The 12,821-nt window shown below is 63.7% G+C and carries 10 protein-coding genes; all 10 read left to right on the top strand.

From position 1 onward, the window contains the following. Window positions 1-110: 110 nt before the first annotated feature. The 10 genes from ESB00_RS08640 to ESB00_RS08595 all read left to right on the top strand — a co-directional run bounded on the left by ESB00_RS08640 (window position 111) and on the right by ESB00_RS08595 (window position 12,721). A complete protein-coding gene (locus tag ESB00_RS08640; protein WP_218938713.1) occupies window positions 111-1,640 on the top strand; it encodes a sulfatase in 1,530 nt (509 codons plus the stop codon). 78 nt (window positions 1,641-1,718) lie between these two features. Then, window positions 1,719-2,825 (top strand): sugar phosphate isomerase/epimerase family protein, encoded by a 1,107-nt coding sequence (locus ESB00_RS08635; RefSeq protein WP_164976107.1) that lies wholly within the window; start codon window positions 1,719-1,721, stop codon window positions 2,823-2,825. Window positions 2,826-2,867: 42 nt separating this feature from the next. Continuing rightward, window positions 2,868-4,199 carry a Gfo/Idh/MocA family protein gene (locus ESB00_RS08630; RefSeq protein WP_129047297.1) on the top strand — a complete coding sequence of 444 codons (1,332 nt, stop codon included), beginning with the start codon at window positions 2,868-2,870 and terminating at the stop codon, window positions 4,197-4,199. A 376-nt stretch (window positions 4,200-4,575) separates the two neighbouring features. Then, a complete protein-coding gene (locus tag ESB00_RS08625) occupies window positions 4,576-5,751 on the top strand; it encodes a Gfo/Idh/MocA family protein (protein WP_129047296.1) in 1,176 nt (391 codons plus the stop codon). A 26-nt stretch (window positions 5,752-5,777) separates the two neighbouring features. Beyond that, window positions 5,778-6,695: a sugar phosphate isomerase/epimerase family protein gene (locus ESB00_RS08620; protein WP_129047295.1), complete on the top strand. Its 918-nt coding sequence runs from the start codon at window positions 5,778-5,780 to the stop codon at window positions 6,693-6,695. Then, window positions 6,692-7,672 carry an ROK family protein gene (locus tag ESB00_RS08615; protein ID WP_129047294.1) on the top strand — a complete coding sequence of 327 codons (981 nt, stop codon included), beginning with the start codon at window positions 6,692-6,694 and terminating at the stop codon, window positions 7,670-7,672. The genes ESB00_RS08620 and ESB00_RS08615 overlap by 4 nt, the downstream gene beginning before the upstream one ends. A gap of 37 nt (window positions 7,673-7,709) precedes the next feature. Further along, window positions 7,710-9,191: a CoA-acylating methylmalonate-semialdehyde dehydrogenase gene (locus ESB00_RS08610; RefSeq protein WP_129047293.1), complete on the top strand. Its 1,482-nt coding sequence runs from the start codon at window positions 7,710-7,712 to the stop codon at window positions 9,189-9,191. Between the two features lie 13 nt (window positions 9,192-9,204). Then, window positions 9,205-10,251, top strand: coding sequence for a zinc-binding dehydrogenase (locus ESB00_RS08605; protein WP_129047292.1), 1,047 nt, complete (start codon window positions 9,205-9,207; stop codon window positions 10,249-10,251). Window positions 10,252-10,269: 18 nt separating this feature from the next. Beyond that, on the top strand, window positions 10,270-11,730 hold the full coding sequence (locus tag ESB00_RS08600; RefSeq protein ID WP_129047291.1) for an aldehyde dehydrogenase family protein: 1,461 nt from the start codon (window positions 10,270-10,272) through the stop codon (window positions 11,728-11,730). A gap of 19 nt (window positions 11,731-11,749) precedes the next feature. Continuing rightward, window positions 11,750-12,721, top strand: a complete 972-nt coding sequence (locus ESB00_RS08595; RefSeq protein WP_129047290.1) for a class II fructose-bisphosphate aldolase — start codon at window positions 11,750-11,752, stop codon at window positions 12,719-12,721. Window positions 12,722-12,821: the final 100 nt, after the last annotated feature.

Raw genomic sequence — 12,821 nt, 5'->3', positions numbered from 1 at the left:
GAAAACGGGCCGAGAACCCAAACGTAAACCCCAGCGCAACCAACCCGGGCTCAGATATGAATCTCCTACTCGCATCGCACTTGGGTGGTTTCCGCATTAGTCCAAGGACTGTGATCATCGTGCTGGCGGCGATGATCATCTCCCCGCTGATGGCGTCGGCTGCCTCTCCCAGCAAGGCGCCCAACATCATCTTCATCGCCACGGATGACCTCAACGCTTGGGTCGGCCCCTTGGATTCGCCCATCAAGGCCAAGACACCCAATCTAGATCGCCTGGCGGCCCGCGGGGTGACGTTCATGCACGCACAGGCCTGCGGCAGCTTCTGTGCGCCTGCGCGTTCCGCCTTGTTCACTGGGCGGCATCCCTCGACCACGGGAGCCTATACTACTCAAGTCTACTGGCGCGACCGTCCCGACCTTCGGCCGTTGCAGGTGGCCTTCCAGCAGGCGGGCTACCAGACGTACGGTACGGGCAAGGTGTTTCATCACCCGGCCGGTTTCGTGGATGTGCGCGGCTGGACCGACTTCCATGTCCGCACCCAGGCCCAGCGTGAAAGCGGGTGGCCGGTGGACAGTTGGCGGCAAGGCGCGCCGCTGCCGACCCCGCTGCCTTTCAGTCGTTTCACGCGCCAGCAGAATCCCGGCACCGATCGGTCCTTCATGGAATACGCTCCGCTGCCCAACGAGGTGGAAAAGGACATGGCCGATACGCAGCAGACCGACTGGGTGATCAACGTCCTCCAGCGCCAGCACGCCCAGCCCTTCTTCATCGCCTTGGGCCTGTACGCCCCGCACTTCCAGAACTACGCGCCGCAGAAATACTACGACCTGTATCCGCTCGATGAAATCCAGCTTCCCCAGATCAAGGAGGATGATACGGCTGATCTGCCGCCGGCCATTCGCAAGTTCTACGATCACCGCAAGGCCTCCATTCACGACAAGCTCAATGAACTGGGTATCATGAAGGAAGTCCTGCGGGCCTATCTCGCCTGCACCTCCTATGCCGATGCGCAGGTGGGCCGCGTCTTGGATGCCTTGGAGGCGAGCCCGGAGCGGGACAACACCATCGTCATCTTCTGGAGCGACCAAGGCTACCACCACGGAGAGAAGGGCCAATGGGGCAAGCACACGCTCTGGAAGGAGACCGCCCGCATTCCCTTCATCTGGGCCGGACCGGGGATCGCGCGCCCGGCCAAGGTCGACACGACGGTCAGCGCCATCGACATGTATCCAACCCTGGTTGATCTCTGCGGTCTTGCTCCGGACTCGGGCCTGGAAGGGAAGTCACTGGCTGCAGTCCTGCGCGATCCCGCGCAGGCCAGGGATCGCGAGGTGTTGCTGTGCGAAATCAAGCCGGGCGGCTACACCGTCGTGAACCAGCAGTGGCGCTACATCCATTACGCGGACGATACGGAGGAACTCTACAACCTCACCGAAGATCCAAACGAGTGGAACAATCTCGCGCCCGCCGGCGGCCATCAGGCCGTGATCGAGCGGATGAAGGCGAGCGCGCCGAAGTCATTCGCCCCGGCCGGACCGGAGACGAACCAGCTGCGCCTGATCACCGAGGGCGAGAGTTTCCGCTGGGAGCCCAAGCCGCCCGGCGGAAAGAAAGCGAAGGGCGCCGCGAAGAACGACTAACCCAGAGATTGCACACGCATGAAAGCTGCCCCCACCGAAATGTCCGTCCGCCCGGATCCCAGCCCAACGCTTCCTCCCATGACAGCTTGCTCCCCATCATCCGGCCTGCCGCGCCGGGAATTCATCCGCCTCACCGCCATGGCGGCGGCGAGCTCACTCGCGTGTTCGCTTCGGGCCGCGTCCCCGGGAGCGGGAGGCAACGTACCGCTCGGCATGGACGCGTATTCGCTGCGGGCCTACAAGTGGCCGGCCAGCCGCCTGATTGCCTACGCTGCCGAACAACGGCTCGATGCCGTGTTGTTCAACGGCCTGAAGGCGTTCGAGCGGCTCGATGATGCCTACCTGACCGGTCTGCGGCAGGCGGCCGCGAGTGCAGGCATTCGCCTCTATGTCGGGATCGGCAGCGTCACTCCGGGAAGCACAACCTTTCTTAAGGACTACGGCAGCGTGGATGATCTGCTCACGCTGGGCGTGCGGGTGGCGACGGCGCTGGGCTCATCGGTGGTGAACTGTCGGATCGGCAACCTAGCGGATCGTTCCACTCCCGGTGGAATCGAGGCGCGCATGGCCGAGTTGATCCACGCCCTGCGGTCCGTGCGGACGCGCGCGCAGGACGCCGGCTTGAAGTTCGCGGTGGAAAACCATGCCGCCGACCTGCGCACCGAAGAAATGTTGCAGGTCATCCAGGCGGCCGGAGCCGATACCACGGGCGTCATGCTGGATCCGGGCAACGCCCTTTGGGCCATGGAGGATCCCATGCGCCAGCTCGAGCAGCTCGGCCGCTACGTGGCCTGCACCAGCATCCGCGATTACATGGTCTGGCCGACGCCGGAGGGAGCCATGTTTCAGTGGACGGCGGTCGGCGAGGGCTTGATGGATGTGCCCGCGTATGTCGCCACGATGGCCCGGCTCTGCCCGGACGTGCCCTTGCTGCTGGAGACCATCTCCAATTCGCCCCGCCCCATCCCGTACCTGCAACCTGACTACTGGAAAGTCTATCCGGCCGTGCGCGCCGCCGACATCGTGGAATTCCTGGCCCTTTGCCGGCGCGGGCACGCGATCCCGACTGTCCAGGCGCCCGCAGGCGCCGATCCGGAGGCTTTCGAACAAGAATACCAGCGCGGCGAGCTTGAACGCAGCCTGGCCTATCTGCGGGCCCACGGCCCGGCTGGCCGAAAATCCTGAAATGATTCATTTCTCCCAACGCCATCAACCCATATCCTGACCATGAACCGTCGCAAATTTATCCATCAATCAGTCGTGGCCGGCATCGGCCTGGGCCTGCTTCACCGCTTTTCTCCCTCGGCACGTGCCGCTGCTCCGGCCTCCGCCAACAGTCGCCTGCGGGTCGCCATCGCCGGTCTCAACAGCCGGGGCATCGCCTTGATCCAATGCTTCGCGTCGCTGCCCAACACCGAGATCGCCTACCTTTGCGATGTCGACGACCGGGCCCTCGCCAAAGGGCTCGCTGCGACCGCCAAGGTCCAGACAAGCGTGCCCAAAACCATCAAGGATTTTCGTCGTGCCCTCGAAGACAAGGACGTCGATGCCCTCGGTATCGCCACCCCCGATCACTGGCACGCGCCCATGACGATCATGGCGCTGGCTGCGGGCAAGCACGTGTACGTGGAGAAGCCGTGCAGCCATAACCCACACGAGGGCGAACTGTTGCTCCAAGCCGTCGCGAAGTACGGCCGTCTCGTGCAGATGGGCAACCAGCGCCGTTCGTTTCCCGCCATGCAGGAGGCGATCGCGCAGATCCACGCCGGCGCCATCGGTCGCGCCTACTTTGCGCGTGGCTGGTACACCAATGCCCGCCCGTCCATCGGTCGCGGCAAGCTCGCGCCGGTGCCCGCCTGGCTCGATTATGAACTCTGGCAGGGGCCGGCTCCACGCCGCCCCTTCAACGACAATGTCATCCACTACAAGTGGCACTGGCACTGGCATTGGGGCACAGGCGAGGCTCTCAACAACGGCACCCACGAGATGGACGTCTGTCGCTGGGCGCTCGGCGGGACGCATCCCACCAAGGTCACTTCGTCGGGCGGTCGCTATCACTATCAGGACGATTGGGAGACACCTGACACGCAGGTGATCGGTTGGGAGTATGCCGACGGGAAAAGCATGTCCTGGGAGGGACGCAGCTGTAACAGCTATCCCATCGAGGGCCGCTCGCGCGGCGCCATGGTGCACGGGACCGAGGGCTCCGCGCTGCTCGACGGCGAGTATTACGCCTTCTACGACCCGAAGAACAAGCTCATCAAGGAAGTGAAGCCCGGGAGCGCCGTGGATTCGACCAACACGCTGAGCAGCACCGGACTCGAGGCCGACAAGGCGCACTTCCGGAACTTTGCCGATGCGATCCGCGAAGGAGCCAAACTCACATCGCCGATCTCCGAGGCCAATCCGAGCGTCACGATGCTGCACCTGGGCAACATTGCCGCCCGCGTCGGTCGCACCCTCCAGTGCGATCCGACCAACGGACGCATACAACACGACGCCGAGGCCGCCAAGTTGTGGCGCCGCGATTACGAGCCGGGTTGGGAGCCAAAAGTGTGAACCAGCAAAGTCTCTGATCCAATCGCGGTCGAGCCACCTCGATCGGCGCCTCTGCCACGAGGTTTCGCATTTTGGAGCTGTGCCGCCCTCGCGCAGGCTGGCTACAGTGCCGGCAGGCTCTTGTCCGCAACCCAGATATATATTGCTGCGCCAGCTTTTGGCGTGCAGCAGCAATCCTTACCTGAGTACGGACAGGGGCAAGAGGCCACCTGCTCCCCCGAACTCCAGGCCTGCTCCGGTCGTCTCAATCGTGCGCAAATAAGCATGCCTTTGCCGCCACAGACATGGCTGCTCGCGGCAACAAAGGCTATATTAAGCGCGTTTTCGCCCGGTTCGTCTCACCCAACCTGATGCTGAAACCGATATGGATCACACCATGCCACGGCCAACTCCTGCCTCTCCCACTGCTGCCATCGTCGGCACCGGTTTCATCGGCCCAGTTCACCTCGAGGCCTTGCGACGCCTGGCGATTCCCGTGCGCGGAATTCTTGGCTCGACGCCAGAAAAGTCCACTGCCGCCGCGCGCAGCCATGGACTTGCTGTCGGCTACGCCTCCTTCGCCGAAATCCTCGCCGATCCAAACGTACAGGTCCTCCACCTCACCTCCCCCAACCGGCTCCACCACCGGCAGGTGATCGACGCCCTAGCCGCCGGCAAACACGTGATCTGCGAGAAACCGCTCGGCATGACCTCGGCGGAGACAGCCGAACTGGTGGCGGCGGCCGCCGCGAATCCGCACCTGATCTGCGCGGTAAACTACAACATCCGCTTTTATCCCTGCATGCTGCACGCCCGGTCGCTTATCCAGCGCTGGGAACTGGGCGAGGTGTTCCACCTGCACGGCAGCTACGAGCAGGACTGGCTGCTCCTGCCGACCGATTTCAACTGGCGCGTGCTCGCAGAGGAGGGCGGCGAACTCCGCGCCGTCGGCGATGTTGGCACACACTGGCTCGATCTGGCCCAATTTGTCACCGGCTTGGAGGTGGAGGAAGTCTGCGCGGACCTCCGCACGGTCCACCCCGTGCGCCAGCGCCCCGCCCAAGGCTCGGTTGAGACTTTTTCCGGGAAGAAAGGCGCCCCACCCCCCGCGGTTAAACCCGTGGCGATCACCACCGACGACTACGCATCGATCTTGCTGCGCTTCAAGGGTGGCGCGCGCGGCTGTGTGACGGTTTCCCAAGTCACAGCCGGCCGAAAAAACTGTGTCCGCCTGGAAGTCGCAGGCTCCAAACAGGCCCTGGCTTGGAACAGCGAGCGCCCTGATGAGCTCTGGCTGGGCCAACGCGGTGCGCCCAATCAGCTCATGTTGCGTGATCCGTCGATGCTGAGTGCGGATGTCGCCGCCTATTCGAACTACCCCGCCGGCCACGCCGAGGGTTTCCCCGACGGCTTCAAGCAACTCTACCGGGCCATCTACGCGGACATCAGCGCCGGGCGCCGTTCCGCCGAACCGCTTTATGCGACTTTTGCCGACGGTCACCGCGAACTTCTGCTTTGCGAAGCCATCGCCCGCAGCCATCGCACCGGAGCCTGGGTGAAAGTCGGATCCTGAAAAACTGTTAACCCCATCCCTACCCCATGAAATTAGGATTCGTTTCCGCCATTCTGCCTGATCAGTCCCTCGACGAAGTGCTGGCCTTCGCCAGGGCCAACCGTTTTCAAACAGTTGAGATCATGTGCTGGCCCGTCGGCAAGGCCGAGCGCCGCTACGCGGGCGTGACCCACATTGATGTCACGACCCTCGACGCCGCCGGCGCCGCCGCCATCCGGGCGAAATTCACCGCCGCCGGCATCGGCCTTTCGGGACTTGGTTACTATCCCAACCCGCTCAGCCCTGATGCAGCCGAAGCGGCCGTGTACATCGAACACCTGAAGAAGGTGATCTCTGCTGCCGCCCTGTTGGGCGTGAATCAGGTCAACACCTTCATCGGCCGTGACCCGGCTCGTTCGCTCGCCGACAACTGGCAGGTGTTCGAGGAACGCTGGCCGGTCATCGTTTGCCATGCCGAGCAAACGGGGGTGCGGATCGGCATCGAGAACTGTCCGATGTTCTTCAGTCAGGACGAGTGGCCCGGCGGGAAGAACCTCGCCACCTCTCCGCGCAATTGGCGGGAACTCTTCCGCCGCATCCCCAGTCCGGCCCTCGGTCTAAATTATGATCCGTCTCATCTGGCCTGGCAGATGATGGATCCGATCAGCCCACTGCGGGAGTTCGCCAGTCGCATCTTCCATGTCCACGCCAAGGATGTTCAGATCGATCGGGCAAAGCTGAACGACGTCGGCATCATGGCCACGCCCTTGGAGTTTCACCAACCGGTGCTGCCCGGCCGGGGTGTGGTCGACTGGCCCCTCTTTTTCCAGACCCTTTCCGCCATTGGCTACCAGGGGCCCGTTTGCATTGAGGTCGAAGACCGCGCCTATGAGGGCTCCCTCGAATCCCGGCAAAGGGCGCTGCGCGAAAGCGGGGCATTCCTGCAGCCGCTCCTGTCCAGATGAGCCCGGATAAGAAGAGACTGTTTGCCGGCGTCGATCTCGGTGGCACCAACTTCACCGTCGGTTTCGGCGACGCCAGCGGCCAACTCGTGGCCGAGGAAAAGCAGCCGACGGCGAGTCATGAAGGTCCGGCGGCCGTGGTGGAACGCATCGCCGATACGATCGACCGCCTGGCGGCCCGGGCCGGACAACGGCCGGCCGCGGTGGGGCTCGGCGTGCCCGGTCTGGTGGATGTCCCCACCGGCGTGACTCGTTTTCTGCCCAATTTGCCGACCCAATGGCGCGATGTGCATGTGGGGGCGAATCTTTCCGCCCGACTGAAATGCCCCGTGTATCTGTTGAATGATGCCCGGGCGGCGACCTTGGGTGAATTCATGTTCGGCCACGGACGGGACGTCCAGTCCATGATCTTGTTCACCCTGGGCACCGGTGTTGGCGGGGGAGTGGTCATTGACGGACAACTTCGGCTGGGCCCGTTGGGAGCGGCGGGTGAGCTGGGCCACATTTGCGTGCAACCGGACGGCCCGTGGTGCAGCTGCGGCAGCCAGGGTTGCTTGGAAACGCTGGTGAGCGGACCGGCCCTGACCGCCGAGGGCATCCGCCTCCTTCTCAGTGGCAATGCCCCCCGCTTGCACGAGCTCTGCGCCGGTGATGTCGCCCGGGTCAGCTGCGAACTCATGGGAGCGGCGGCGCGGGCCGGCGATCCCGGCGTGCAGGCCGCCCTCGACCGCGCCGGCAGCTACCTGGGACAGGTGGCGGCGGGCGTGGTGCTGACCCTGCATCCTGAGCTGATTGTCCTCGGTGGCGGCGTGGCGGCGTTGGACGACCTGCTGATCGTCCCGCTTCGTCGCACTCTCCTGCAGCGGGTGAAAATGTTTCCCCCCGACGATATCCGCATTTTGCGCTCCCAACTCGGAACTCGCGCCGGCGTCTTGGGCGGTCTCGCCGTCGCGGTCCAAGGCGGCGTGCGCCGAGCATAGTAACTTCTCCCGCAATCAACCTTTTGATCCCAAATCTATGAATCCATCAGCTTCCACGGCCCCGACGCTCAAGGCGGTCGATCACTACATTGGCGGTCAACGCCTGCCTAGCTCCGGCGCGGCCGGCACAACCTTGAATTCCCCGGTGGATGGCAAGCCTCTGGGTCTTCTCCATCCCGCCTCGACCGCCGAGTTGGACCAAACCGTGGCGGCGGCTCAAAAGGCCTTCCTTGAGTGGCGCGCCACCCCGGTGAAGGAACGGGTGCAACCGCTCTTCCGCTTCAAGCAGCTCGTCGAAGACAACATCGCCGAACTCTCGCAACTCGTCACAGCCGAGAACGGCAAGACCCCGGCCGAGTCCGAGGCCGGCATTCGCAAGGGCCTTGAGGTCGTCGAGTATGCCACTTCCCTGCCGCAGCTCATCACCGGCGAACTCCTGGAAGTGAGCAGCGGGGTCGACTGCTACACGCGCAGCTACCCGCTCGGCGTCACCGCCGGCATCACTCCGTTCAATTTCCCGGCCATGGTCCCCTTTTGGATGTTTCCCTTGGCGATCGCGACGGGAAACAGCTTCATCCTGAAGCCGTCTGATCAGGTTCCGTTCACTCCCTTGCGGCTGGCCGAGTTGCTGAGCCAGGCCGGACTGCCTGCCGGTGTTTTTAACGTGCTGCAGGGCGGTCGCGAGACCGTCGAGGCGCTGCTCGATCACCGCGGTATCGCCGCCGCCGCCTTTGTCGGCTCCACCCCGGTGGCCCGCACGGTCTACGCCCGCGGCACCGCCGCCGGCAAGCGCATGCTGGCCCTCGGTGGCGCCAAAAACCACCTCGTCGTCATGCCGGATGCCGATCCGGAGGTCACGGCGCGCAACGTCGTCAGTTCCGCCATGGGCTGCGCCGGCCAGCGCTGTATGGCCGCCAGCGTGCTGCTCGCCGTCGGCAACTGCGACCATATCATCGAAGCCATCATCAATGTGGCTCGCGGCATCCGCTTGGGCCAGGACATGGGCGCCATCATCAATCCGAAGGCGCGCGACCGCATCGTCGGCTACATCGACCGCGCTGCCGCCGGCTCCACCAAGGTCCTGCTCGACGGCCGCGGCGCCAAGGTGGCGGGCAAGGAGGGCGGCAACTACGTCGGCCCCACCATCATTGACGGCGTGGTGCCCGGCCAGGAATGGGCCTGCGACGAGATCTTCGGACCGGTGCTCTCCATCCTGCGGGTGAAGGCCCTGGACGAGGCGCTCGCGATCGAGAACGCCAGCCCCTTTGGCAACGCCGCCGCCATCTACACCAGCGATGGCGGCACCGCCGCCTACTTCGAGGCCCGGGCCAACGCCGGCATGGTCGGCATCAACATCGGCGTGCCAGTGCCCCGCGAACCCTTCGCCTTCGGCGGCTGGAACGAATCCCGTTTCGGCATCGGCGACATCACCGGCCGCGATGGCCTGGCTTTCTGGACCAAGACCCGGAAGGTCACGAAAAAATGGTCCGCCGCCTCCGCCAAGAACTGGATGAGCTGAACCCAACCTTCCCATGAAAGCTGCTGTCTATCTCGGAAAAGAACAACTGCCCGTCCAAACCGTCGCCGACCCGACCCTCGACGATGGGGAAATGCTGCTGGCCATCGATTCATGCAGTGTTTGCGGCACCGACCTGCGCACCTATCGCCATGGTGACGCCAAAATCAAGCCGCCGCGGATCCTCGGCCATGAGTTCTGCGGCCGCGTGGTCGAATCACGAGCCCCCGACTCCCCCATCAAGGTCGGTGATCGGGTTGTCATGTACATCGTGCTCGTCAGTGGCACGGACCGCTATGTCGAGGCGGGACGCGCCAACCTGACGGCGAACCGCACGACCATCTCCTATCATCATGACGGGGCCTTCGCCCCGTTCATGAAGGTCCCCGCCCTCGCCGTCCGTCAGGGCAATCTCTTCAAGGCCACCAACGATCTCCCCTCCGATCACCTCAGCGTGGCGGAGCCGCTGGGCTGTTGCATGAACGCCCACAGCCGTCTCGGCATCGGCCTCAAGGACACGGTCGCCGTCATCGGTGCCGGTCCCATTGGCATCATGCATGCCACGCTTGCCCGCCTGCAGGGCGCGCAACAGGTCATCGTCCTCGACAACAATCCGCGCCGGCTCGAAATGGCCCGCGCGTTCGACCTCGACGCCACCGTGCTGGTCAAGCCTGACGGCTCCCACCGCGAGGAAGTGGCCCGCCTCACGGGCGGCTTCGGCCCGGATGTCGTCATCGTCGCGGTCAGTGCGGCCGCCGCCCAGAACGACGCCCTCGAAATCGCCGGCAAGGCCGGACGCGTGAACTTCTTTGCCGGCCTGCCCAAGTCGGCTCCGACCGCCACGCTCAACGTGAACACCATCCACTACAAGGAACTCGAGATCAGCGGCTCCTATTCGGAGAAGAAGAGCGATTTCCAAGCGGCCTTCGCGCTGATCAACAGCGGCCGCTTCCCCGCCGGCAAGATCGTCACCCACACCCTGCCGCTTGCCCGGATCGAAGAGGCCTTCGGCCTGATGGAGTCCGGTGAAGCCCTCAAGGTCTGCATTCATCCGCAACTGTAATCCGATTCCTTTTTCGCCATGCCACTTACTGAAACCATCCACGAAATCCGCAACCTCATCGACGGCCGACCGTGCCCCGCTGCTGATGGCGCGACCTTCACCATCAAGTCTCCGGCCACCGGTGAGCCGATTGGCCAGATTGCCAAGGCCGGTCAAGCGGATGTCGACCGGGCCGTCGGCTCCGCGCAAAGCGCGTTTCCCGTTTGGGCCGCACTTACCGCCTACGAGCGCCAGAAGATCATCACCAAGGCAACGGGCTATGTGCGCACGCGCGCCGACCACATCGGCCGCCTCATGGCGCTGGAGCAGGGTAAACCGCTCGCCCAGTCGGTTTCGGAGATCGGCGGCTCCTGCGACACCCTGGACTACTACGCCGCCGAGGGCGTCCGCATCGAGGGCGTCATCAGCCCCACCGAGGATCGCGCCTACCGTTCTTCCATCATTTATCAGCCGGTGGGCGTCTGCGCCCTCATCACACCTTGGAACTACCCGGTCTCCCTGCTGAGTTGGAAACTCGGCCCGGCCCTGGCCACAGGATGCACGGTGGTCGTCAAGCCCACGACGGTCACGCCGATGTCGCCGACCGCCTTCTGCCAGACCCTCGTCGAGGGCGGCATTCCGGCCGGTGTCATCAATGTGCTCAACGGCCCCGGCGCCTCGCTGGGTGAGGCGCTCATGCAGCATCCGTTGGTCAAGAAGATCGCCATGACCGGGTCCAGCGAAGTGGGTAAACGGATCATGCAGGTCGTCTCCCCTTTCCTCAAAAAGGTGTCCCTCGAACTGGGCGGCCACTGTCCGGCCATTGTCTGCTCCGATGCGGATCTCGACCTCGCCGCGAAGATCATCGCCTACAAGGGATTCAGGAACTGCGGTCAATCCTGCAGCTCCGTGAACCGCGTCTATGCCCATCGCTCCATTCACGACGCGCTCGTCGCGAAATTGAAGGCCATCGGGGAAAAGATGACGATTGGTGACGGCATTACCGATCCGAAGGTAGACCTCGGGCCCATGGCCACCGCCAGCGGCCCCAAGACCTCTCTGGCTCATGTGAAGGACGCCGTGCAGAAGGGCGCCAAACTGGTTACCGGCGGCCAGCGTCTCACCGGCGCGGCGTTCGCCGCAGGCCTCTATTTCCCGCCCACCATCCTCACCGGTTGCTCCGCCGACATGCTTGTCATGCGAGAGGAGACTTTTGGCCCGGTGATTCCCTTCCAAGCATTCGACACCAACGAGCAGGCCATCGCGCTGGCCAACGACACTTCCTATGGCCTCGCCGCCTACCTCTTTACCAAGGACCACACCGCCACGGTGAAGATCTCGGAAGCTTTGGAAGCTGGCACCGTCTGCGTGAACCATGGCGCCGTGAACACCAATTACGGTCCCTACGCAGGCTGGAAGGACAGCGGCTACGGGGTCGAGCTGTCCCGCAAAGCGGTGTTCGAATATCTCAAAATCAAGCACATCAAAACTGCTATCTAGAGTTTAGGCGCCACCTATCATGCTCCTCACCCCCACCCAAACCCGGGAGCTCATCGCCGATGCGCTCCAACACAAATATGCGGTGCTCGCAGTCAACGCTGACAGCCCCGCCTCCGTATACGACGTGCTCGAGGCCGCCCGCCAATGCGATGCTCCCATCATGATCGAAACCAGCCTTTGGCAGTTGAAGGGGCGCAGCTTCGGTGCCGGGGATGCCCTGCTCGGGCTCTCCCGGTATCATGCCGAGCTCAACGTGCTGGCCAACCACGCCACTTTTCAGCAGGTGCCCGTGGTCCTGCATACCGACCATATCAAGGGGCCCGAAACGACCGCGATTCTGGAATCGGCGATGCCTCGTTTCTCCTCCCTCTCGCTCGATTCCTCGGAAATGACACCGGCGGAGAACATCGCGGCCATTGGCAAATTGTGCGCCAGCGCGACGCAGAGGAATCTTCCGCTGACGCTCGAGATGGAGGCCGGCGTGGACGCCGGCGTGTCGCCTTTGACTGATTGCGATACGCTCTTCGGTGCCGCCGAGAAAAACAATCCGGGCTACCTCGCTTGGTGGGCCCCCGGCGTAGGCACGCAGCACGGACTCGGTTCCGATGGCTACCCGACCTTCAGCGCCGAGGCGGTTGGCGCGCACCAGAAACGGGCCACCGCGTTGGCGGGACGCCCCATTGGCATAGCCTTGCACGGTTCTTCCGGGTTGCCCGTCGCCAGCTTGCAGGCCGCCGTTCAGGCCGGGGTGTCCAAAGTCAACTGGTCCAGCGAGTCCCTCTTGCTCAGGTCGCAAGCGGCCCAGGAATACTTCTCCGCCCATCTCGCGCAGCTGGACAAAAAGCACAAGGATTGGAAAAACACGGCGATGGACAACGGACTGCAGGCGTTCGTCGCCTCCCGCTATGTGCCCAAGGTAGTTGATCGCATCAAACTGCTGGGTGGATTCTGTGCCGGGACTCGATTCCTCTCCACACTCGGCCGTAGTTGACCCGGATATTTCACACCTTGATCCAAAACCTATGACAAAATACCCGTTTTCTTCGACGCTGAGTCGAAGAAAAGCGACCAGGTCGCGGTTAGCCCCGACC

This window comes from Oleiharenicola lentus, from assembly GCF_004118375.1.
GTDB lineage: Bacteria > Verrucomicrobiota > Verrucomicrobiia > Opitutales > Opitutaceae > Lacunisphaera > Lacunisphaera lenta.
Note: the sequence above shows the minus strand (reverse complement) of the source record. Positions and strands in the feature narration are given on the sequence as shown.